Source organism: Amycolatopsis mongoliensis, from assembly GCF_030285665.1.
Lineage (GTDB): Bacteria > Actinomycetota > Actinomycetes > Mycobacteriales > Pseudonocardiaceae > Amycolatopsis > Amycolatopsis mongoliensis.
Window position 1 is genome coordinate 9893220 of sequence record NZ_CP127295.1, and the last position, 21529, is coordinate 9914748.

Genomic DNA, 21529 nt, shown 5'->3' on the forward strand with positions numbered 1-21529 from the left:
CGTGCCTGGGGGGCCGGCTCGTGCCAGGCCCCCCAGGCACGCCCCACCCCCTGTGTCCCCCATGGCCGGCGCCAACCCGCCGGATCCTGTGAGCACGGAGCGGAAATCGTTTACTCACACGGAACGTAAGACCGGGGACGCACACTGTCAAGCCTGGACAACGTCGTCCGATGCGGGCAGACTATCCGGAAGTTGCTTACTCAACGTGTTGAGTGATGTGCGGTAAGTGTCGATCTCTGGTGAATTCACCCACAGTCCGGGCAAGAAACCGCACGAACCCGCACACGCGCGCTGTTTCGGGTTAACCTGAGCCACATGTCTGTAGCGCTGGAGAACATCCTCGCCAAGGCGGGCCTGAAGGTCGACGCGAACGAGTTCCTCACGCTCGTCGAAGACGCGGCGCGCAGACTGTCCCCACCGAACCCGGATCCCTCGCACTACTTCTCCGCCGACCAGCGTGCCGCGCTGACCGACGTCGGCCTCGACCTTTCGCCGCGCCGCGAGAGCGAACCGGACTTCCGGGCGCGCACCGTCGCCGCCCACGCCGTCCTCGCCGAGAGCGCGCTCAGCGTCAACGAGGCGGCGAAGGCCCTCGGCGTCGACGACAGCCGGATCCGCCACCGCCTCAAGGAAGGCAGGCTGACCGGCTGGAAGGACGGCGGCTGGCGGCTCCCGGCGTGGCAGTTCGCCGGCTCGGGCGTGCTGCCCGGCCTCGAGGTCGTGCTCAAAGCCCTCCCCGAGGACCAGCCCGCGCTCGTCGTCGCCGCGTTCATGAGCACCCCGCAGCCCGACCTGGTCATCAACGAGCACCCGGCGACCCCTCGCCAGTGGCTCCTCTCCGGGGGTGACCCGGACCACGTCGCCCGCCTCATCGCCATGCTCGGCTCGCCGTTCTAGGCTGGGCCTCCCCGAGCAAGATCACCGACAAGGACGGACCACCCCCGACCCATGGCCCGGCTCCCGCTGCCGCCCGCCCGATCCGTCCTGGTCCGGCAGTTGAACCGCGCCGACGACGTGGTGACGGTCCAGCCCGCGACCAGGCTCGTCCGGATCTTCACCGCGCACGGCAACCACCCCCAGCAGTGGAACTCGTTCCGCTACACCGGCCCGCTCCCGCACGGCCGGTTCGACCAGCAGTCGCCCGGCCGTGGCGGCGCACCGGTCGCCGACCCCGCGAACGGGGTCCTCTACTTCGGCCTCACGGTGCGCACCTCGGTCGCGGAGGTCTTCCAGACGAGTTCGGCGGTCGACCGCCGCACGCGCGGCCCCCGGCTGGTCGTCGTCCGCCCGACCCGCACGCTGCGCCTGCTCGACCTGACCGGCCTGTGGCCGACGCGGGTGGGCGCGTCGCAGGAGATCTCCAGCGGGCCGAAGAAGCTGACGCAGGCGTGGGCTCGCGCGATCCGCGGCGCGTTCAGCGACCTCGACGGCCTCTGGTACCGCTCCTCGATGGACTCCGGCGACCCGGCGCTCTGCCTGTGGGACCCGCCGGCGGGCGCGGCGCTGCCGATCGCGCCGGACGTGCTGCTGCCGCTGGACCACCCGGGCCTGGACGTGCCGCTGGGCCGGGTCTGCGAAGAGCTGAACTACACGCTGCTGAACTGAGCTTCGAGCAGCGGGACGATCGCGGTCAGGTCACCGGAGTCGACGACGTGGGTGGCGACCGCGCGAGCCTGCGGCGCGGGGTTGAAGCCGATGCTCGTCCCGACGGCGGCGAAGAGCGACAGGTCGGACCGGCCTCGTGCCCCAGCACCGCGGCCACCCACGCGCACGAGCTCGTGCCGGGGACCAGCGTGCCGTCGACGTCGAAGCAGACCAGCCCGTCAGCCAAGCGTGCCCCGCGGGCAGACGAAGCCCACGATCTCCGACGCGATCAGCCCGGCCTGCTCCGCCGGATCGGCGTCCAGGATCGCGCGGGTCTCCGCCTCCGACGTCCGGAAGAACGCCACCCCGGTCACCGGCAACGAAGACGACGGCTCCGGCACCGCGCCCGCGAACAGCAGCGCCCCTGCAGCCTGTTGCCGGCGCGCCGACGAAAGATGCCGGGCACGCAGCTCGCGAGCCATCTCCTCGGAGATCTCGCCGGCGCGCGGACCCGCCCGGAACAGCACCATCCGCCAGGTCTCGAGCTCGAAATCCACCTCGGGCACCGTCATGACCACGGACATTCGCAGGCTCCGGCGGCCCGCGCAACAGGCCTAGAGGTGACGCCCCCACCAGTCGAGGATCGCCTCGAAGCGCTGCACCCGGTGGCGGGGGCGCCCGGACCGGGACAGCTCGTGCCCCTCACCCGGGAACAGCAGGAACTCCGCCGGCGCGCCCGCGCGCCGCAGGGCCACGAACATCCGCTGCGCCTGCTCCAGCGGACACCGCCAGTCCTCCTCCGAATGGACCACCGCGAACGGGATCTTGATCTGCGCCGCGTACGAAAGCGGCGAACGCTCGCGCTGCACTTCCGGCGACGCGCCGACGTACGCGTCGACGAACGTGTAGCCGATGTCGGAGCTGCCGACCATCGAGTCCCACGCGTTGACCGCGCGCTCGCTCCACGCCGCCTTGAACCGCTCGCCGTGGTGGGCCGCCAGCCAGCTCGTCATGAACCCGCCGTACGAACCGCCCATGATGCCCACGCGGGAGGCGTCCAGGTCCGGGCGCTCCAGCGCCTTGTCCAGCAGCGCCAGGACGTCGTCGACGTCGACCGTGCCGAAGCCGTGCGAGATCGAGTGGCCGTGGGCCTGCCCGTAGCCCGCCGAGCCGCGCGGGTTGCCGAGCACCACCGCGTACCCCGCGGCCGCGTACACCTGCGCCTCGTCGAACACCGCCCAGTCCTGCTGGGTGAACGGGCCGCCGTGCACCACGCGCAGCACCGGGTGCGGGCCGTCGCCTTCGGGCAGCACCAGCCAGCCGTGCACCGGGTAGCCGTCCGGCGCCGTGGTCTCCAGCTCGAGCATCGGCCGGATGCCCTTGTCGCGCAACGGCTTCGAGTAGCCGGTCAGCACCTGCGGGACGCCGTCCCGGAGCAGCACGACCTCGCCCGAGGTGTCCGGCGTGGCGATCACCGCCGCCAGCACCGGGCCGTCCAGGGTGAACGACCGGAGCGCGGTGCGGTCCGCGTAGACCACCGGCAGATCGGCCAAGGGAGCGTCCGCGGCGTCGAAGGGGACCGCGCGCAGCTCCACCGCACCGCGGTTGCGGACGGCCACGAGCACGTCGCCCTCGCGCGGCGCCGGCGGGCCCGCCGAGGCCTCGCAGTCGACGGTTTCGATGTCGGTGAGCCGGCGCGCCTTCACCGGGCCTGCGCCGAACTCCGGCGTCGCCGCGTAGAGCCCGGTCATCGCGGCTTCGTGGTGCTCCTCGAACGACTGTCCGAAGTAGAACAGCGTGCCGTCGGCGGCGAACGCCGGACGCTCCGAGTACCCCACGCCGCGCACGACCAGCTCGGGCTCGCCGCCCTCGGCGGAGATCGCGCAGACGTCGCGGTGGTCGCTCTCGGCCGCACCCCAGTCCGGCGGTGCCGTGAAGACGACGCGGGTGCCGTCCGGGGTCCACACCGGGGTGGTGACGTCGTACCCGTCGCCGGTCAGCGGTTCGAGGTCCGCCGGGACTTCCTCGAACGTGTCGACGACGAACAGCCGCTGCGTGCGGTCGCGCAGGAAGCCGACGTCGTCGATCCGGTAGTCCATGCGCGTGATCCGGCGCGGGGCCTCGGCGGCCGGCTCCGGCGTCTCGCCGTCGGCGTCCGCCGTCCCGTACCGGCCGGCTTCGGGCACCCGGGCGGTGAAGGCGATCCGCCTCGAGTCCGGCGCCCACACCGGCTCGCCGGCGCCGAGGTGCAGCGACGTCAGCCGGCGCGCGTCACCGCCGTCGGCCGGCATGACGTGCAGCTGCGGGCTGCCGTCGGCGCCCTTGCCCTCCCCCGCGCGGAGGAACGCCACCCAGCGCCCGTCCGGGGAGATCGCGGGCGCCGAGTCGCGCGGACCGTGCGTCCACGCGGACTCGCCGCCCTCGAGCGAGACGCGCCGCACTGAGCTGTGCGCGGCGTTCGTCTTCAGGTCGGGCTTCTTAACCGCGGTGAGCAGCAGGTTCCCGCGCAGCGCGGGACGGCCGGGAACGACGAGGGCTTCGATGTCGGCAGGACGCACGTCCTCGACCGTACCCGAAATCCTTAGCGCTGCGAACGACCTTCGTCGGGACTTACGCCGCGACCTGCTTGCGCTCGTCGCGGCGGGCCTTCGCCAGGCTCGCCACCGTGGTCACGGTGAGCACGACGATGATGACGCCGAGGGAGATCCAGTTGTTGATGTCCAGCCAGTCCGGCACGACGTGGTACTCGTGCAGCGCGTGCAGGAACAGCTTCGCGCCGATGAACGCGAGGATCACCGCGAGGCCGTAGGTCAGGTAGACCAGCTTCGTCACCAGCCCGCCGAGCAGGAAGTACAGCTGCCGCAGGCCCATCAGCGCGAACGCGTTGGCGGTGAAGACGAGGAACGCCTCCTGCGTGATGCCGAAGATCGCCGGGATCGAGTCGACCGCGAAGAGCAGGTCCGCCGAGCCGATGGCCACGATCACCAGCAGCATCGGCGTGATCATCCGCTTGCCGTTCAGCTTCACCGTGTAGTGGTGGCCGTGGTAGTCGTCGGTCACCGGGGCGAACTTGCGGACCTGCCGGGTGACGGCGTTCTCGTGGTACTCCTCGTCCTCGCCCTTGCCGCGCAGCATGCTGACCGCGGTCCAGACGAGGATCGCGCCGAAGAGGAAGAACACCCAGACGAACTGCGCGATCAGCGCGGCCCCGATGGCGATGAAGACGCTGCGGAAGGCCAGCGCGAGCAGGATGCCGACCAGCAGCACGCGGTGCTGGTGGATGGCGGGCACCTTGAACGACGCCATGATGATCATGAAGATGAACAGGTTGTCGACACTCAGCGAGTACTCGGTGATGTACCCGGTGAAGAACTCGACGCCCGGCTCGTGCCCGGCGAAGAACCACACGCCCGCACCGAAGAGCACCGCGCAGGAGACGTAGAAGATCACCCAGCGAGCAGCTTCCCCCGTGGTCACTTCGTGCGGCTTGCGATCGACGATGACCAGGTCCAGCGCGATGAGCGCGAGCAGGCCACCGATCGTGGCGATCCACAGCCACAGGGGGACAGTCATGGAACACGAACCTCCGGATAGTGCGCATGAGCAACTAACCGGAGGTCTCTCCCGCCGGTGAAAACACCGGCCGACGGTGCCGGGGGCGCTGGGCCACCGTGCTGACGACACCGCCGCGAAGGAATACTCCCCTCACAGCGCGTCCAGTTTGCCGGTTCTCCCCGGCCGAGCGCCAGCCGGAATCGCGCACGTCACCAGGTTGGTCCTGTAATTTCGGTCACCCCGGTCCACCAGGTGGTCCCGGGCGTGTGATCGATGTGAGCCGGTGAGGACACTCTCAGGAAAGTTCACATACGGTCACCTCGTGCCCCGACTCCCGCTCCCGCGCACCCGCGGAGCCCGCCTCACCGCGCTCGCCGTCGTCGTCGTGGTCCTGGCCGCCGGCGCGGTCTTCTGGATCACGCGCCCCGCCCCGCCGGCCGCGGTGCCCACGCAGGACGCGCTGATCGACATGCCCGCCGCGCCCGGCTCGGCGGAGCAGGTCAAGATCGACACGACCACCTACCTGCCCGCCACCGTGCCCGCGCCCGCGGTGCTGCTCGCGCACGGGTTCGGCGGGGACAAGAACAGCGTCGCCGACGACGCGCGCGAACTCGCGCGGAAGGGCTTCGTCGTCATGACGTGGTCCGCGCGCGGGTTCGGCAAGAGCACCGGCAAGATCGGCCTCAACGACCCCGACGGCGAGGTCGCCGACGCGAGCCGCCTGATCGACCGGCTCGTCGCGCAGCACCAGGTGACCACCGACGCGAAGGGCGACCCGAAGGTCGCCGTCACCGGGGCCTCCTACGGCGGCGCGCTCTCGCTGCTGCTGGCCGGCACGGACAAGCGCGTCGACGCGGTCGCCCCGGTGATCACCTACAACGACCTCGCGCAGGGCCTGGTCCCGAACGCGGCCACCCCCGGGCTCACGGCCTCGGGCACCCCGGCCGCCGGGGCCTTCGCCACCGACGGCGTCTTCAAGAAGAGCTGGGCCGGCATCTTCTTCTCGGCCGGCTCCGGCGCCGCGTCCAGCGGCTCGCCGTCGGCCGAGGCGCCGGAAGCCGGGCAGGCGACCGACACGGGATCCACCGGTGCTACCGGCAACGCCGCCGCGGCCACCCCCGCCGTGCCCTCGGGCGCGGGCGGAGGTCGCCAGAGCGGGCCGGCCGACCCGTGCGGCCGGTTCACCGCCGCCGTCTGCCGCGCCTACACCGAACTCGGCACCACCGGGCAGGCGAGCCAGGCCAGCGTCGACCTGCTGCGCCGCGTCTCCCCCGTCTCGGTGACGAGCAAGATCACCGTCCCGACCCTGCTGGTCCAGGGCGAGAGCGACACGCTGTTCGGCCTCGACCAGTCCGACGCCACCGCGCGGCAGATCACCGCGGCGGGCGGCAAGGTGCGGACGATCTGGTACACGGGCGGCCACGACGGTGGCAAGCCCGGACCGCAGCTGCGCGGGAAGATCGCCGACTTCCTCCGGACGGCCGTCGACGGCGGCGACCCGGGCACCGGGTTCAGCTACGACGTCCAGGGCACCTTGCGCGCCAACGGAACGCCGTCGGTGCGCACGGTCACCGCGGCCGGCTACCCCGGCCTCACCGGCCCGGCCACCGAGCGGCGACTGCTGGCGATGACCGGTCCCGCGCAGGCGATCGTGCGCCCCGCCGGGGCGAACCCCTCGGCGGTGAGCGGGATCCCCGGCCTCAACGGCGTCGCGAGCAGCACGTCCCGGCTGGGCGCGTTGTTCAGCAGCGACCCGCCCGGCCAGGCCGCGCAGTTCACGACCGCGCCGCTGGACGGGCAGCTCGTCGTCAGCGGCTCCTCGACCGTGCGGCTGCAGGTCGCCGCGGACCCCGCGCACCCGCAGCCGGACGCGGTGCTGTTCGCGAAGCTCTACGACGTCGGACAGGACGGCTCCCGGGTGCTGCCGGCCAACGCGATCGCGCCGTTCCGGGTGAGCGGGCTGCCCGCCGACGGCACGCCGGTCGAGGTCACGGTGACGCTGCCCGGCATCGTCCGGCCGATCGAGGGCGGGCACTCGCTGCGCCTGGTCGTCGGCACGACCGACCAGGCGTTCGCGACGCCGGCCGCGCCCGCGGTGTTCCGGGTCGCCCTCGCCGGCGGCACCGCGCTGGCCGTCCCGGTCGTGCCCGGCACGTCGGTCGGCTCGCCGGCCCCCGTCGGGCAGCTGGTGGGCATCGGCGTGACGCTGGCCATCGGTATGGCCGTGGTGCTCTTCGCGGCGCTGCGCCGCCGCCGGGCCACCGACGTCGATCCGGAGCTCGCCACGACACCGCTGGTCATCGAGGGGCTGCGCAAGGAGTACCCGGGCGGGTTCGTCGCGGTGAACGACCTGTCCTTCCGCGTCGAGCCGGGCCAGGTGCTCGGCCTGCTCGGGCCGAACGGCGCGGGCAAGACGACCACGCTGCGGATGCTGATGGGCCTGATCACGCCGACGAAGGGCCAGATCCGGGTCTTCGGGCACAAGATCACCGGCGGCGCGCCGGTGCTCTCGCGCATCGGCTCGTTCGTCGAGGGGTCCGGGTTCCTGCCGCACCTGTCCGGCCGGGCGAACCTCGAGCTGTACTGGGCGGCCACCGGACGGCCGGCGGACAAGGCGCACTTCGGCGAGGCGCTGGAGATCGCCGGGCTCGGCACGGCCGTCGACCGGCGCGTGCGGACCTACAGCCAGGGCATGCGGCAGCGGCTGGCGATCGCGCAGGCGATGCTCGGGCTGCCGGAGCTCATGGTGCTCGACGAGCCGACCAACGGGCTCGACCCGCCCCAGATCCACCAGATGCGCGAGGTGCTGCAGCGCTACGCCGCGACCGGCCGCACCGTGGTGGTCTCCAGCCACCTGCTGGCCGAGGTCGAGCAGACCTGCACGCACGTCGTGGTCATGCACCGCGGCGCGCTGGTCGCCGCGGGCGAGGTCGGCGAGCTGGCCGCGGCCGGCGGCGAGGCGACGTTCCGGGTCGGCGACCCGGCCGCGGCCGCGGCGGCGCTGAAGGCGGTCGGCGGGGTCACCGCGGTCGACGTCGACGGCGACCTCGTGCACGCGAACCTCGACGGGCTGCCGCGCGCCGAGGCGGTGGCGGCACTGGTCCGCGCCGGCGTCGCGGTGGAGCAGGCCGGGCCCCGGCGCCGGCTGGAAGACGCGTTCCTGCAACTGGTCGGAGACGAATCGTGAACACCGAATCGGGCGTGCACACCGACCCGCACGCGCTGGACGAACTGAGCGACGCCGCGTCGCACGAGCACGCCGGGTCCGGGCCGGACGGCGCCGTCGAGGGCTACTCCGCCCGGCGGACGCTGCGGCTCGGCGTCGAGCTGCGGCGCCAGCTCAAGCGGCGGCGCACGCAGTTCCTGCTCGGGTTCGTCGCGATCCTGCCGTTCATCCTGGTGATCGCGTTCGAGCTCGGGCAGTCGAACCCGAACCGGCGCAGCGGCGGGTTCGTCGACCTGGCCACGGCGTCCGCGCCGAACTTCGTCGTGCTGGCGCTGTTCGTCTCGGGCACGTTCCTGCTGCCGATGATCGTCGCGTTGTTCTTCGGCGACACGATCGCGAGCGAAGCGTCGTGGTCGAGCCTGAAGTACCTGCTGGCGGTGCCGGTGCCACGGCAGCGGGTGCTGCGGCAGAAGGCGATCGTCTCCGGGCTCCTGTCGGCGGCGGCGCTGGTGCTGCTGCCCCTGGTGTCGCTCGGCGTCGGCGTGCTCTGGTACGGCGCGGGCGACGCGATCAGCCCGACCGGGGACGCGGTCTCCTTCGGCGACAGCCTGCTGGCCATCGCCCTGTCCACCGTCTACATCATCCTGCAGCTGGCCTGGGTGGCCGGGCTGGCGCTGGCGCTGAGCGTGTCGACGGACGCCCCGCTCGGCGCGGTCGGCGGCGCGGTGCTGGTGGCGATCCTGTCGCAGATCCTGGACCAGATCACGGCGCTGGAGGGGCTGCGCAACTACCTGCCGACGCACTACGCGTTCTCGTGGATGGACCTGATCTCGACCGAAGTCGACTGGACGAACCTGGCCAGCGGCATGCTTTCGGCGGTCATCTACGGGACGGTGTTCTTCCTCTACGCCGGGCGGCGGTTCGCCCGGAAGGACATCACGAGCTGAAGCGGGTCGTCCGGTCGAGCGAGAAAACCTGAGCGGGCCGCCCCGCCGGGGTACGGTCTGGCCGTGCCGATCACCCTGGACAGCCACCACGACGTCGCCGTGCTGCGGATCGACCACGGCAAGGCCAACACCCTCGACACCGACTCCTGCCGCGAGCTCGTGCTCCGGCTGGAGGAGGCCTCGCAAGCCCGCGCGATGGTGCTCACCGGCACCGGCCGCATCTTCTCCGCGGGCGTCGACCTCAAGCGGATCCACGAGGGCGGCGCGGCGTACGTGTCGGAGTTCCTGCCGCTGCTGTCCGACGCGCTGCTTGCGGTGTTCGGCTTCCCGCGTCCGGTGGTCGCCGCGCTGAACGGACCCGCCATCGCCGGCGGCGCCGTGCTCGCGGCCGCGTGCGACCACCGCGTGCTCGGGTCCGGCACCATCGGCGTGACCGAGCTGCTGGTCGGGGTGCCGTTCCCGCTCTCCGCGCTGGAGATCCTGCGCTGCGCCTACGGCACCGCGCCGCTGCCCGGGCTCACCTACTCGGGCGCCGTCCACCGCGGCGAGGACGCCCTCGCGCGCGGGCTGGTCGACGAACTGGCGGACGAGGTGCTCGAGCGGGCGCTGGCCGTCGCGAGCCGCCTCGGTGAGCTGCCCGCCGAGGCGTTCGCGCACACCAAGGCCCAGATCCGCCAGCCCTTCCACGAGCGGATCGCCGAGTACCGCCACACCGACGACCCGGTGGTGGAGCGGCTGTGGCGCTCACCCGCGGCACTCGCCGCCGTGAAGTCCTATGTGGACAAGGTGCTCCGCTAGTGTCGCGCGTCCGAGGCCCGTTGACAGCGGCCCGGCCCTGCGCGCCAAGATGGCATCGGGTGCAGCGGACCGGGATCTGCCGAGGGTCGCGGCGGCAGGTCCGGCGACATGAATGAGTCATTCATGTCGCCGGACGAGGTGAATGAGTCATTCACTGCGTCGCGGGAGGGGCTGCACGGGCCGGGCTCCCATGACGCAGGTTCCCGCCGCACCGAACGTCAAACTCCTGCAACACGCGACGCTAGACGGCGTGGACGCCGCTCTCGACGAGGGCCTTGATGCCCTCGACCGTCTTCTGCATGTTGCCCTGCAGCTCCCCCAGCCGCATCGCGACGATCTCCTCCTCGTGCTCGGGCATCGAGCCGATGATCGCCGTCAGGTTGGACGGGCCCGGGCCGATCTGGGCCCACTGGCGCAGGATCGTGCCGTCCCCGTCGGGGACGAGCTCGAAGCGCCACGACGCGGCCGGGTTCGTCACGTCCATCACGGCCCACGCGAACAGCCGCTCGGGCTCGTAGCCGGTCACCGTCGAGACGGTCTCCCACTCCCCGGCGACCGGGTGGGAGTTGCGGCCGCGGAACTGCGCGCCCAGGCCGGGCTCGGCGCCCTCGACCCAGCCGCCGCCCTGGAACTCGCTGGAGAACCGGGCCGGCAGGTCGACGTCCAGCAGCCAGGACCAGACCTCGGCCGGCCGCGCGGCGATGCGGACTTCGACCTGCGTCGTAGGGCAGTCGGAAACCTTCATGGCGGACCCCTCGCTCGATGCCGGTGCCTACGGCTTCGGACCGTACGGGGCGCTGATCACCCGGACAACTCACACGGTGCCCGCGGTTGCGCACGGGAGAGGACGCGCGCCACCCGACGAAAGTCGGAACCTGACCGATTCTGCGCCCGGACAGCCGATTGCCGACCGCGGCCGGTTCTGTGAGGGTCCCACGGTGGGATCCGAAGCCGGGGAGGGTGCGTCCATGCGCAGACTGTTCACCGCCGTCGCGGCGGTCGTGCTGGCCGTGGTGGGGCTCGCGCCCACCGCGGGCGCGGCGACCGACATCGAGGCCGCCCTGCGGAAGATCCCCGGCCTGACGATCGTCAAGGAGGACCCGGCGCCGGCCGGGTTCCGGTTCTTCCAGCTGACCTTCACCCAGCCCGCCGACCACCGCCACCCCGGCGCGGGCACGTTCCAGCAGCGGTTCACCCTGCTGCACCGCGACTTCGCGGCGCCGACGGTCGCCTTCACCAGCGGCTACAACGTCAACACCGCGCCGAACCGGTCGGAGCCGACGCAGATCGTCGACGGCAACCAGCTTTCGATGGAGTACCGGTACTTCACGCCGTCGCGGCCCCAGCCGGAGAACTGGGCGCAGCAGCTGACGATCTGGCAGGCCGCCGCGGACGAGCACCGCGCGGTCCAGGCGTTCAAGGCGATCTACCCGGGCAAGTGGCTGGCCACCGGCGGCAGCAAGGGCGGCATGACCGCGACGTACTTCCGGCGCTTCTTCCCCGACGACGTCGACGCGACGATCCCGTACGTCGCGCCCAACGACGTCATCGACCCGCTCGACGTCTACAACCGGTTCCTCTCCCGCGTGGGCGACGACCCGGGCTGCCGCGACGCGTTGAAGGCGATCCAGCGTGACGCGCTGAAACGGCGTGACGAGCTGGGCGCGATCGCCGCGGCGGACGCGGCGAAACGGGGCCTGACGTTCTCGATCGTCGGCTCGGCCGACAAGTCCCTCGAGATCTCGGTGATCGACTCGTACTTCGCCTTCTGGCAGTACCAGAAGCAGGCGGACTGCGCGACGGTGCCCGCGCCGGGAGCGCCCGCGGCCGTCGTCTACGCCTGGTACGAAAAGGTGGAGAGCCTCAACACCTATTCGGACCAGGACCTGGCGCCGTTCATCCCGTACTACTACCAGGCGGCCGCGCAGCTGGGTTCGCCCGAGGCGTACGACGGCTACCTGCGCGACCTGCTCCGCTACCCCGGCGCCGACCAGCCGAAGACGTTCGTGCCCTCGTCGGTCAAGATCCCGCGGTTCGACTACCTGGCCATGCCGGACATCGACTTCTGGGTCAAGTCGCGCGGGACCCGGCTGCTGTTCGTGTACGGCTCGAACGACCCGTGGGGCGCCGAGCCGTTCGAGCTGGGCTTCGGCAGCCGCGACTCTTACCGCTACTACGTGCCGGGCGGCAACCACGGGTCGAAGATCGCGCAGCTGCCCGCGGCCGACGCCGCCGCGGCGACCGCGACGGTCCGGCGCTGGGCGGGGTTGCCCCCTGCCTCGGGTCTGACGGCCCGCAGCGCGCCGGCCGGGTTCCCCGGCTTCGACGCCGACCTCACCCTTTCGGCGCGGCCACCGCTGTGACTTTCCTCAGGCCGGGCGTAGTCTCACGGCACCTTGACGGCCCGGCTTGAGGAGGCACGCATGCCTCGTCCCGTCCACTTCGAGATCCACGCGAGCGACCCCGAACGCGCGGCGGCCTTCTACACAGCGGTGTTCGGCTGGAAGTTCGAACGCTGGGGCGACGTCCCGTACTGGGCGATCACGACCGGCGAAGGCCACGGCATCGACGGCGGGCTCGTCCCCCGCGTCGGCCCGGCGCCCGAGGAGTCGGCGCCGGTGCACGGTTTCGTCAACACGATCGACGTCGCCGACCTCGACCAGGCGCTCGCCGCAGTGACCGAAGCGGGCGGCTCGCCGGCAGTGCCGAAGAACCCGGTGCCGGGTGTCGGGTGGCTGGCGTACGCCAAGGACACCGAAGGCAACATCTTCGGCATGCTGCAGCCGGACTCGACGGCTTCGGCGCCCGCCTAGGGGCGTTTCGCCCTCGGCAGCCGCCGGACGACCTCGTCGTAGGAGGCGTCGATGAGCTCTTCGAGTTCGGCGTCGGGAACATCGGCACCGAGTCCGACACGGTTCCAGCCGTAGCGGCCGAGGTAGTCCATGACGGTGACGGAGTCCGGGTACCGTTCCCGGATCTCGGCGGCTTCGTCTCGGGTGGCCCCGCACTTGACGGCGACGCTGCCGGGCTCGTCCTGCCCGATGAAGGCGAAGCCCTTGCCTCCGACCTTCGCGACGAGCACGTGATCACCGAAGGGATAGGTCTCCTCGGCCCCCGGCTTGCCGAGACAGTACGCGACGACGGCTTCGACGTTCACTGATCGAGTCTCCCCTCCGCACGGTCAAGCCATGCCGACGCGAGCCGACCGCAACGGCCGAGCCGCGCCCCGCAGACCGCCGCAGCACTGTGCCGGCCGACCACCGCACCACCCGGCGAGCGGCCGCACCGCCGAGCACCACGGGCACCGGCGCATCCCCTCGGCCGCCCTGCTCCCGGTTACTTGATGCCGGCCGCGTCCATGCCCCTCAGCTCCTTCTTCAGGTCCGAGATCTCGTCGCGCAGCCGGGCGGCCAGCTCGAACTGCAGGTCGCGCGCCGCCTGCATCATCTGGTCCGTCATCTGCTGGATCAGGTCCGCCAGCTGGGCGCGCGGCATCGCCGACACGTTCTTGTCCACCAGCATCCCCGAGCTGCGCACCCGGTCGCCCTGCTCCGGCTTCTTGCCGCGGGAGGAGTTGCGGCCCGAGCCGCCCACCGAGACCTGCTCGGTGTCCTCCGCCTCGCTGTACACGCGGTCGAGGATGTCCGCGATCTTCTTCCGCAGCGGCTGCGGGTCGACGCCGCGTTCTTCGTTGTAGGCCACCTGCTTCGCGCGGCGGCGGTCGGTCTCCTCGATCGCGTGCTGCATCGAGTCGGTGATCTTGTCCGCGTACATGTGGACCTCGCCCGACACGTTTCGCGCCGCACGGCCGATCGTCTGGATCAGCGACGTCCCGCTCCGGAGGAAGCCCTCCTTGTCCGCGTCGAGGATCGCCACCAGCGACACCTCCGGCAGGTCGAGACCCTCGCGCAGCAGGTTGATGCCGACCAGCACGTCGAAGTCGCCCGCCCGCAGCTGCCGCAGCAGCTCCACCCGGCGCAGCGTGTCGACCTCCGAGTGCAGGTAGCGCACCCGGATGCCCAGCTCCAGCAGGTAGTCCGTCAGGTCCTCGGACATCTTCTTCGTCAGCGTGGTGACCAGGACGCGTTCGTCCTTGTCCGCGCGCTCGCGGATCTCGTGCACCAGGTCGTCGATCTGGCCCTCGGTCGGCTTGACGACCACCTTGGGGTCGACCAGGCCCGTCGGCCGGATGACCTGCTCGACGAACTCGCCGCCCGCCTGGCCCATCTCGTACGGTCCCGGCGTCGCCGACAGGTACACCGTCTGCCCGATCCGGTCGGAGAACTCCTCCCAGGTCAGCGGCCGGTTGTCGACCGCGCTCGGCAGCCGGAAGCCGTACTCCACCAGGTTCCGCTTCCGGGACATGTCACCCTCGTACATGCCGCCGATCTGCGGGACGGTCTGGTGCGACTCGTCGATCACCAGCAGGAAGTCGTCCGGGAAGTAGTCGATCAGCGTCGCCGGCGCGGTGCCCGGCCCGCGGCCGTCGATGTGCCGCGAGTAGTTCTCGATGCCGGAGCAGAACCCGACCTGCCGCATCATCTCGATGTCGTAGGCCGTGCGCATCCGCAGCCGCTGCGCTTCCAGCAGCTTGCCCTGCTTCTCCAGCTCGGCCAGCCGGTCCTCGAGCTCCTTCTCGATGCCCTGGATCGCCTTTTCCATCCGCTCCGGGCCCGCGACGTAGTGCGTCGCCGGGAAGATCCGGACCTCGTCGACCTCCTTGACGATGTCCCCGGTCAGCGGGTGCAGGTAGTAGAGCTTCTCGACCTCGTCGCCGAAGAACTCGACGCGGATCGCCAGCTCCTCGTACGCCGGGATGATCTCGACCGTGTCCCCGCGCGCCCGGAACGTGCCGCGCGCGAAGGCGATGTCGTTGCGCGTGTACTGCACGTCCACCAGCGCCCGCAGGAACACGTCCCGGTCGAGCTGCATGCCGACCGACAGCTTCGACGACCGGTCGAGGTAGGACTGCGGGGTGCCCAGGCCGTAGATGCAGGACACGCTCGCGACCACGATGACGTCCCGCCGCGACAGCAGGTTCATCGTCGCCGAGTGCCGCAGCCGCTCGACGTCGTCGTTGATCGACGAGTCCTTCTCGATGTAGGTGTCCGTCTGCGCGATGTACGCCTCGGGCTGGTAGTAGTCGTAGTAGCTGACGAAGTACTCGACCGCGTTGTGCGGGAACAGCTCGCGCAGCTCGTTCGCCAGCTGCGCGGCCAGGGTCTTGTTCGGCGCCATCACCAGCGTCGGCCGCTGGACGCGCTCGATCAGCCACGCCGTCGTCGCCGACTTGCCGGTCCCGGTGGCACCCAGCAGCACGACGTCCTTCTCGCCCGCCCTGATCCGGCGTTCGAGGTCGTCGATGGCCGCCGGCTGGTCGCCGGCGGGCTGGTAGTCACTGACCACCTCGAAGCGGCCGCCGGTCCGGGGGATCTCCGAGACCGGACGGAAGTCGGACTGGGCGAGCACGGGGTGTTCGGTTGCGAAAGCCACGTCCACCAGAGTAGGCCGACCCACCGACAATTTCCGTCGGGCCTGGTCAGCGGGGCCGGAACACCGTGACGGAGGTGACTTCGCCACCGGTCACGGCGCAGTGCAGGACGGCGCCCGGCACGGGGTCGTCCCCGAAGCACGAGACCAGCACCCGGTCGGGTCCGGTCGCCTGGACCTCGGTGCGCGGGAACTCCGCCAGCACCTCGCCGGCCTCGGCTCCGGGTTCGGCGAGGTGAGCCAGCACCACCTCGCGCGCCGACGGCGGGGGCGGGATGGGGAGGCCGTGCCCTTCGAAGAGGCGGTTCAGCTGGTCGGCCGCCGAAACCGCGCGGGGGAACCCCGCGAACGCCGACGTCTGGACGACGACTTCGCAGATCTCGGCCGGCGACAGTCCCGAGGCGAGGCCCGTGCGGAGGTGGACGCTCAGCGGCGGGCCGACCATCCCCGCCGCGACGATCGCCGCCAGGGTGGCCGCCTCCCGCGTCCGGCTGTCCAGCGCCGGGCGTTCGTGCAGGTGGCCGTAGACGGTGCCGACCGCCAGCTCGCCCAGCGCCGGCACGGTGGCGAACAACGCGTCGAGCCGCTGCGCACCGTCCTCGACCAGCCCGGCGAAGTTCTCGCGGCCCCGGTCGTGCAGGTCCGCTATCGGCTCGGTCATCGCGATCCCCTCTCAGCAGTTGCAGTCACAACAGGAGCAGCAGTCGCAACAGCCGTCACAGCCACCGCAGTCGCAGCCCCCGCAGTCGCCGCCCCCGCCCGAGTGCGGTTTCCCGCTCCACGGCCCAGGATAGGGATCGCGGCAGCAGAACTGGCAGGTGCAGCACATGTAGGGCGTGAGCGCGCAGCCGAGGAGGAAGTTGCGCTTCTTCGGCGGGACGGCGAACTTGGGGTACCAGAGCCCGCCACCCTTGCCGTCGAGCGGCTCCGGACCACCGGAATCACCCGGCCCACCCGGACCACCGGGCCCGCCCGGACCTCCAGGTCCACGCGGACCCCGGCCGCCGGGGCCGCCCGGGCCGGGCGCGCCCGGCGGCGGAACCGGCCCCGGCGGCGGAAAGCCCTGCGGCGCACCGGAACCCGGAGGCACCTGGGGCGGGTACTGCTGCGGAGCCGGTCCGCGGCCGATCCAGCCCGGCGGCGGCTGCTGAGGGTGCTGCGGCGGCGTGGGTCCCGGCCCGATCCACCCGGGCGGCGGCTGCTGCCCGGCGTCCGGGCCGTGGGCGTGTGCCGAGCCGTGCCCGAAGGCGCGTCGCACCGCCTGGCGCAGTTCGTGGACCAGCAACGCGTGCACGAGAGCCGGCTTCGCGAACTCGGCTTCCCGCAACGCCAGTTCCACCCCGAGCACCGCGTCGTCGCACAACCGCCGCGCCTCGCCGAGTGAGGTTCCGGTGGCCCGCAACGGGTTCCAGGCGCCCACGGCGGCGTCGGCCGCGTGGTCCTCGACCGCGTCCAGCAGGTGGGCCACCCGCCCGAACAGCCGGCCCGCCTCCGCCAGCGGGGCCATGTTCCCGGGGCGGGCGGCCAGCTCCGCGGTCCGCGCGAAGGCCGCGGAGGTGGCCAGCTCGGCGGGCTCGGTCGCGAGGAGCGCCGAGTCACCGAAGCGCACCGAGTGCTCCAACGAACCCTGCCGGGAGACCGCCTCCACCAGCACCGAAGTGTCGAAGCCGACCCGGCCGCCGGTGCTGCTGCCCTGCGAAGCCCACCGGGCCGCGACCCGCCGCGCGGCCACGGCCACCGGACGCCGGCCGAAGGCGCCGTCGCGGTCCTCGACGTGGTCGCCCACCTTCGCCGCGGCCAGCACCAGCGACACCGCGGCGGCGAGCTGGGCACCTTCCCCCCGCGCCACCGTCGCCGGGCGCATACCCCGCAGCGGGCACGGCCCCGCGTCCCGGCGCAGGTCGGCGCGCGGTGCCTGTGCCTCGACCAGCGCGGAGATGATCAGCCCGTCGTAGTTGGTGACGACGCGGGCCAGCTGGCCGTGTTCGTCGCGCAGCGTGAGACACAGCCCGCACAGGTGCGCGAGCCAGTCCGCGTGCAGGCTTTCGGACAGCCGGTGCCGGCACGGCCTGATGATCCCGAACATCCCCAGTTCCCCTCGACTCCCCGGACGGTCGGCGCACCTTAGCCCGAACGTGTGGCGCGCGCGTCGCGTGTGCGCGATTCGTGACCCGCCCGGCAGGATGAGCGCCATGGCCGCACTGCACCCGCCGAAGGTCGAGGTCTTCGACCCCGCCGCGCGCGCGAACATCGACCCGAAGGGGATCGTCCGGGACGTCGAGGAGTACCGCGAGGAGCCGTTCGGCCTGTATCTCGCCCGCCCGGCACCCGGGCGCGCCCAGTTCCACTACCTCGAGTCGTGGCTGGTGCCCGGGCTCGGCCTGCGGCTCACCGACTTCTGGTTCTCCCCCGGCCACGAACGCGACCAGGACTTCTACCTCGACGTCGTCCGCGTCCGCCGCGACGGCCCCCGCTGGGTCGCCACCGACCTCTACGTCGACCTGGTGCTCAAGGACAAGCTGTCGCTGCGGGTGATCGACACCGACGAGCTCCTCGAGGCCCACGCCGCCGGTCTCGTGACCGCCGAAGACGCGCAGTACGCGCTCGAGACCACCTACGCGGCGGTGGAGGGGCTGGCCGCGCACGGGTACGACCTCGCCGCCTGGCTGTCCACGAAGGACATCGCGCTGACCTGGCGGCGCCACCCCTAGGGGCCGCCGCATCCTCCGAACGATGGATGCGATGCGGACCGTTCCGATGACGCGCCGCCCCGGGCTGCCGCGGGATTCTCGTTCCGTCGGAAACGGATCGAGAAGGGGGACGGCGCCGTGCCGGTCATCGAGGTCGAGCACCTCCACAAGCGGTACGGGGACAAGGTCGCGGTCGACGACGTGTCGTTCACCGTCGAGCGCGGCGAGATCTTCGGCATCCTCGGGCCGAACGGCGCGGGCAAGACCACGACCGTCGAGTGCCTGGAGGGCCTCCGGACGCCCGACGGCGGCCGGCTTTCGGTGCTGGGCCTCGACCCGCGCCGCGACCGGGCCGAGCTGCGCCAGCGCGTCGGCGTCCAGCTCCAGGAGGGCCGGCTGCAGGACAAGCTGCGGGTCGGCGAGCTGCTCGACCTCTACGCCGCCTTCTACCGCACCCCGGCGGACCCGGAGAAGTTGCTCGCCACCCTCGGGCTCACCGACCACCGCGACACCGCGTACAGGAAGCTCTCCGGCGGCCAGCAGCAGCGGCTGTCCATCGCGCTCGCGCTGGTCGGGCGCCCGGAGCTGGCGGTGCTCGACGAGCTCACCACCGGCCTCGACCCGCAGGCCCGCCGCGACGCCTGGGACCTCATCGAGGCCGTGCGCGCCCAGGGCGTGACGATCCTGCTGGTCACGCACTTCATGGCCGAGGCGGAACGCCTCTGCGACCGGGTCGCGGTGATCGACGCCGGCCGCGTCGTCGCACTCGACTCGCCCGCCGGCCTGGTCGCCCGGGTGTCCGACGAGCAGGTCGTGCGGTTCCGGCCGTCGGCCCCGCTCGACCCCGGCGTGTTCGAGGCGCTGCCGGAGGTCCGGAAGGCCGAACGGCACGGCGACCGCCTCGTGGTCAGCGGCGGCGGGAACGTGCTCCACGCGGTGACGTCGCTGCTCGCCCGCCTCGGTGTGCTCGCCGGGGACCTGCGCGTCGAGCAGGCCGGCCTCGACGACGCGTTCGTCGCGCTCACCGGCCACCGGCCGGAGTGAAGGGGGAACCATGTCCGTCCTGACCAAGCTGACCACCGCCGAAGCCAAAGTGTTCCTGCGCGACCCGGGCGCCCCGGCCGTCGTCGTCGGTATCCCGCTCGCGCTGCTGCTCGTGTTCGGGCTGATGCCCGGCGCGAACCAGCCGGACCCGAAGTACGGCGGCCACAGCCCACTGGCCACGGTGATCGCGCCGATGGCCGTCACGATCCTGCTGGCCATGCTGGCGCTGACGCTGTTCCCGAACGCGATGGCCACCTACCGGGAAAAGGGCCTGCTGAAGCGGCTTTCCGCGAGCCCGGTGCCGCCGAGCCGGCTGCTGGCGGCGCAGTTGCTGGTCAACCTGGCCGCGGCCGTCGTCGTGGTCCTGCTCATCGCGGGCGTCGGCGGGCTCGTGCTCGGCATTCCCCTGCCGGGCAACCCGGCCGGCTTCCTGCTCTCGATCGTCCTCGGCGCGCTGGCGCTGTTCTCGGTCGGGCTGCTGGTGGCGGCCCTGGCGCCGACCGGCCGCGCGGCGAGCGGCATCGGCAGCGCGCTGTTCTTCCCGATGCTGGCGCTCGGCGGGGTCTGGGTGCCGAAGGAGCAGCTGCCGGTCTTCCTGCAGCACGTCGCCGACGTCCTGCCACTCGGGGCAACGCTCAACGCGCTGCGCGCCACCTGGGCCGGCAATGCCCCGGAGCTGCTGCAGCTCGGCGCGATGGCGGCTTTCGCCGTCGTCTGCACCACGATCGCGGTGCGGGTGTTCCGATGGGCGTGACGACCGCACCCGCCCCGGCCCGGGTCCGGCCGGTCGCGTCGGCCGCCGTCGTCCCGGTCGCGATCGTGACCGCGCTGATGGCGATCCCATTGCTGCTGACGGCGAACCGCTACGGCTACTTCGGCGACGAGCTCTACTTCCTGGCCGCGGGCCGGCACCTGGCGTGGGGCTACGTCGACCAGCCGCCGCTGCTGCCGCTGCTGGCCCGGACCATGGACGCGCTCGGGCACTCGCCGTTCGTGCTCCGGATCCCGGCGATGCTGGCGATGCTCGCCGGGGCCGTGCTGACCGCGCTGATCGCCCGCGAACTCGGCGGCGGCGCCAAGGCGCAGACGCTGGCCGCCGCCACCTTCGCCGTGTCGACGAACTTCCTGGCCGGCGGGCACTACCTCGCGACGTCCACAGTGGACCCGTTCCTGTGGACACTGCTGCTGTGGCTGCTCGTCCGCTGGCTGCGCACCCGGGCCGACGGCCTGCTCGTCTGGGCCGGCGTCGTGACGGCGCTCGCGCTCCACACGAAGTTCCTCATCGGCGGGTTCTGGCTCGCCGCCGGGATCGCGCTCCTCGGGTGCGGCCCACGGGACCTGCTGCGCCGGCCCGCGTTGTGGGCCGGCGCGGGGATCGCCGCGGTCGCGCTGGTGCCGACGCTCCTCTGGCAGGCCACGCACGGCTGGCCGCAGCTGGGCATGGGTGCGGCGATCTCGCGGGAGGTCGACGGGACGTGGGGCGGCCGGCTGACGTTCCTGCCGACGGCCCTGCTCACGGCCGGGCTCCCGGTGGGTGCCGTCCTGCTGGGTTACGGCCTGTGGCGGTTGCTGCGCAGCCGCGAGCTGCGCTTCCTCGGCTGGACGACGCTGCTGCTGACCGTCGTGTTCCTGGTGGTGAACGGCCGGTTCTACTACGTCGCCGGGATGTACCCGCTGTGCTGGGCGGTGGCCGCGGTCGCGCTCGAACGCCGGGAGCCGGCGCGCTGGTGGCGGTGGATCACGACCTGGCCGGCTTACGTGCTCGCGGCGGTGCTCGTGCTGCCCGTCGCGCTGCCGATCTGGCCGCGGGTGTGGCTGACCGAGCACCCGGCGCTGCCGTCGCCGGTGTTCGCCTTCGCCGAGATCGGCTGGCCCGAGGCCGCCCGGTCGGTCGCCGGCACGTTCGCCCGGCTGCCCGGCCGGGACCACACGGCGGTGGTGACCGAGACGTACTGGGAAGCGAGTGCGCTCGACCGCTTCGGCCGCGACCTCGGCCTGCCCGAGCCGGCCAGCGGGAACCGGGGCTACGCGACGCTCGTCGTCCCGTCCGAAGCGGCAACGGACGTCCTGTTCGTCGGCGCCGACCCGCGGCCGCTGCTCGGGCACTTCGCCGACGTGCGGCCGATCGGCACCGTGGACACCGGTGCCGCGAAGCCGAGCTACTTCGACGGCGTGCCGCTGTGGCTGGCGACCGGCCGGGCCGAGCCGTGGTCCGCGCTGTGGCCGAAGCTGGTCAACACCCACACGTGAGCCAC

At 72.2% G+C, this 21529-nt stretch carries 20 protein-coding genes; 11 read left to right on the plus strand and 9 right to left on the minus strand.

All coding sequences use genetic code 11. The features are described from left to right. Nucleotides 1–315: 315 nt before the first annotated feature. Nucleotides 316–897, plus strand: coding sequence for a MerR family transcriptional regulator (locus QRX60_RS47360; RefSeq protein ID WP_285998008.1), 582 nt, complete (start codon nucleotides 316–318; stop codon nucleotides 895–897). Between the two features lie 51 nt (nucleotides 898–948). Next, a complete protein-coding gene (locus QRX60_RS47365; protein WP_285998009.1) occupies nucleotides 949–1605 on the plus strand; it encodes an RES family NAD+ phosphorylase in 657 nt (218 codons plus the stop codon). On the opposite strand, the gene QRX60_RS47370 is transcribed toward QRX60_RS47365, so the two are convergent. Genes QRX60_RS47370 through QRX60_RS47385 form a run of 4 tightly spaced genes read right to left on the minus strand, consistent with a single transcriptional unit; the run spans nucleotide 1587 to nucleotide 5157 of the window. Then, a complete protein-coding gene (locus QRX60_RS47370; protein ID WP_285998010.1) occupies nucleotides 1587–1766 on the minus strand; it encodes a hypothetical protein in 180 nt (59 codons plus the stop codon). The genes QRX60_RS47365 and QRX60_RS47370 overlap by 19 nt on opposite strands. A 57-nt stretch (nucleotides 1767–1823) precedes the next feature. Next, nucleotides 1824–2168: a hypothetical protein gene (locus QRX60_RS47375; protein ID WP_285998011.1), complete on the minus strand. Its 345-nt coding sequence runs from the start codon at nucleotides 2166–2168 to the stop codon at nucleotides 1824–1826. A gap of 30 nt (nucleotides 2169–2198) precedes the next feature. Then, nucleotides 2199–4142, minus strand: coding sequence for a S9 family peptidase (locus QRX60_RS47380; RefSeq protein ID WP_285998012.1), 1944 nt, complete (start codon nucleotides 4140–4142; stop codon nucleotides 2199–2201). 52 nt (nucleotides 4143–4194) lie between these two features. Further along, nucleotides 4195–5157: a TerC family protein gene (locus QRX60_RS47385; RefSeq protein WP_285998013.1), complete on the minus strand. Its 963-nt coding sequence runs from the start codon at nucleotides 5155–5157 to the stop codon at nucleotides 4195–4197. Nucleotides 5158–5461: 304 nt separating this feature from the next. Between QRX60_RS47385 and QRX60_RS47390 the strand changes: the two genes are divergently transcribed. The 3 genes from QRX60_RS47390 (at nucleotide 5462) to QRX60_RS47400 (ending at nucleotide 10050) form a co-directional block, all read left to right on the plus strand. Next, nucleotides 5462–8326, plus strand: coding sequence for an alpha/beta fold hydrolase (locus tag QRX60_RS47390; RefSeq protein ID WP_285998014.1), 2865 nt, complete (start codon nucleotides 5462–5464; stop codon nucleotides 8324–8326). After that, nucleotides 8323–9252: an ABC transporter permease gene (locus tag QRX60_RS47395; RefSeq protein WP_408630185.1), complete on the plus strand. Its 930-nt coding sequence runs from the start codon at nucleotides 8323–8325 to the stop codon at nucleotides 9250–9252. Before QRX60_RS47390 ends, QRX60_RS47395 begins: the two co-directional genes overlap by 4 nt. Before the next feature lie 63 nt (nucleotides 9253–9315). Next, nucleotides 9316–10050 carry an enoyl-CoA hydratase/isomerase family protein gene (locus QRX60_RS47400; RefSeq protein WP_285998015.1) on the plus strand — a complete coding sequence of 245 codons (735 nt, stop codon included), beginning with the start codon at nucleotides 9316–9318 and terminating at the stop codon, nucleotides 10048–10050. Nucleotides 10051–10291: 241 nt separating this feature from the next. On the opposite strand, the gene QRX60_RS47405 is transcribed toward QRX60_RS47400, so the two are convergent. Then, entirely contained in the window at nucleotides 10292–10795 is a 504-nt protein-coding gene (locus tag QRX60_RS47405; RefSeq protein ID WP_285998016.1) for an SRPBCC family protein, read from the minus strand. Nucleotides 10796–11018: 223 nt separating this feature from the next. Between QRX60_RS47405 and QRX60_RS47410 the strand changes: the two genes are divergently transcribed. Then, the gene (locus tag QRX60_RS47410) at nucleotides 11019–12413 is read left to right on the plus strand and encodes a S28 family serine protease (RefSeq protein ID WP_285998017.1); all 1395 of its coding nucleotides are present in this window, start codon (nucleotides 11019–11021) and stop codon (nucleotides 12411–12413) included. Between the two features lie 60 nt (nucleotides 12414–12473). Further along, a complete protein-coding gene (locus QRX60_RS47415) occupies nucleotides 12474–12863 on the plus strand; it encodes a VOC family protein (RefSeq protein ID WP_285998018.1) in 390 nt (129 codons plus the stop codon). Here the strand turns inward: QRX60_RS47415 and QRX60_RS47420 are convergent. From QRX60_RS47420 to QRX60_RS47435, 4 genes are all read right to left on the minus strand, one after another. Then, nucleotides 12860–13207, minus strand: a complete 348-nt coding sequence (locus QRX60_RS47420) for an MmcQ/YjbR family DNA-binding protein (protein ID WP_285998019.1) — start codon at nucleotides 13205–13207, stop codon at nucleotides 12860–12862. The genes QRX60_RS47415 and QRX60_RS47420 overlap by 4 nt on opposite strands. Nucleotides 13208–13386: 179 nt before the next feature. Then, a complete protein-coding gene (gene uvrB / locus QRX60_RS47425) occupies nucleotides 13387–15543 on the minus strand; it encodes an excinuclease ABC subunit UvrB (protein ID WP_285998020.1) in 2157 nt (718 codons plus the stop codon). 46 nt (nucleotides 15544–15589) lie between these two features. Beyond that, nucleotides 15590–16201, minus strand: coding sequence for a carboxymuconolactone decarboxylase family protein (locus QRX60_RS47430; protein ID WP_285998021.1), 612 nt, complete (start codon nucleotides 16199–16201; stop codon nucleotides 15590–15592). A gap of 12 nt (nucleotides 16202–16213) precedes the next feature. Next, nucleotides 16214–17626, minus strand: coding sequence for a DUF5685 family protein (locus QRX60_RS47435; protein ID WP_285998022.1), 1413 nt, complete (start codon nucleotides 17624–17626; stop codon nucleotides 16214–16216). A gap of 106 nt (nucleotides 17627–17732) precedes the next feature. On the opposite strand from QRX60_RS47435, the gene QRX60_RS47440 reads away from it, so the two are divergent. From QRX60_RS47440 to QRX60_RS47455, 4 genes are all read left to right on the plus strand, one after another. Further along, the gene (locus QRX60_RS47440; protein ID WP_285998023.1) at nucleotides 17733–18251 is read left to right on the plus strand and encodes a DUF402 domain-containing protein; all 519 of its coding nucleotides are present in this window, start codon (nucleotides 17733–17735) and stop codon (nucleotides 18249–18251) included. Between the two features lie 117 nt (nucleotides 18252–18368). Continuing rightward, complete coding sequence (locus tag QRX60_RS47445; RefSeq protein ID WP_285998024.1) at nucleotides 18369–19274, plus strand: ABC transporter ATP-binding protein; 906 nt, start codon at nucleotides 18369–18371, stop codon at nucleotides 19272–19274. A gap of 10 nt (nucleotides 19275–19284) precedes the next feature. Next, nucleotides 19285–20028 (plus strand): ABC transporter permease, encoded by a 744-nt coding sequence (locus QRX60_RS47450; protein WP_285998025.1) that lies wholly within the window; start codon nucleotides 19285–19287, stop codon nucleotides 20026–20028. Continuing rightward, a complete protein-coding gene (locus QRX60_RS47455; protein WP_285998026.1) occupies nucleotides 20019–21524 on the plus strand; it encodes a glycosyltransferase family 39 protein in 1506 nt (501 codons plus the stop codon). The genes QRX60_RS47450 and QRX60_RS47455 overlap by 10 nt, the downstream gene beginning before the upstream one ends. Nucleotides 21525–21529: the final 5 nt, after the last annotated feature.

What these genes read in the sequence shown, in the direction of transcription:
- QRX60_RS47360 (WP_285998008.1), top strand. Translation starts at nt 316, where the DNA reads ATGTCTGTAGCGCTGGAGAACATCCTCGCCAAGGCGGGCCTGAAGGTC.
- QRX60_RS47365 (WP_285998009.1), top strand. Translation starts at nt 949, where the DNA reads ATGGCCCGGCTCCCGCTGCCGCCCGCCCGATCCGTCCTGGTCCGGCAG.
- QRX60_RS47375 (WP_285998011.1), bottom strand. Translation starts at nt 2,168, where the DNA reads ATGTCCGTGGTCATGACGGTGCCCGAGGTGGATTTCGAGCTCGAGACC.
- QRX60_RS47385 (WP_285998013.1), bottom strand. Translation starts at nt 5,157, where the DNA reads ATGACTGTCCCCCTGTGGCTGTGGATCGCCACGATCGGTGGCCTGCTC.
- QRX60_RS47405 (WP_285998016.1), bottom strand. Translation starts at nt 10,795, where the DNA reads ATGAAGGTTTCCGACTGCCCTACGACGCAGGTCGAAGTCCGCATCGCC.
- QRX60_RS47410 (WP_285998017.1), top strand. Translation starts at nt 11,019, where the DNA reads ATGCGCAGACTGTTCACCGCCGTCGCGGCGGTCGTGCTGGCCGTGGTG.
- QRX60_RS47415 (WP_285998018.1), top strand. Translation starts at nt 12,474, where the DNA reads ATGCCTCGTCCCGTCCACTTCGAGATCCACGCGAGCGACCCCGAACGC.
- QRX60_RS47430 (WP_285998021.1), bottom strand. Translation starts at nt 16,201, where the DNA reads ATGACCGAGCCGATAGCGGACCTGCACGACCGGGGCCGCGAGAACTTC.
- QRX60_RS47435 (WP_285998022.1), bottom strand. Translation starts at nt 17,626, where the DNA reads ATGTTCGGGATCATCAGGCCGTGCCGGCACCGGCTGTCCGAAAGCCTG.
- QRX60_RS47440 (WP_285998023.1), top strand. Translation starts at nt 17,733, where the DNA reads ATGGCCGCACTGCACCCGCCGAAGGTCGAGGTCTTCGACCCCGCCGCG.
- QRX60_RS47450 (WP_285998025.1), top strand. Translation starts at nt 19,285, where the DNA reads ATGTCCGTCCTGACCAAGCTGACCACCGCCGAAGCCAAAGTGTTCCTG.
- QRX60_RS47455 (WP_285998026.1), top strand. Translation starts at nt 20,019, where the DNA reads ATGGGCGTGACGACCGCACCCGCCCCGGCCCGGGTCCGGCCGGTCGCG.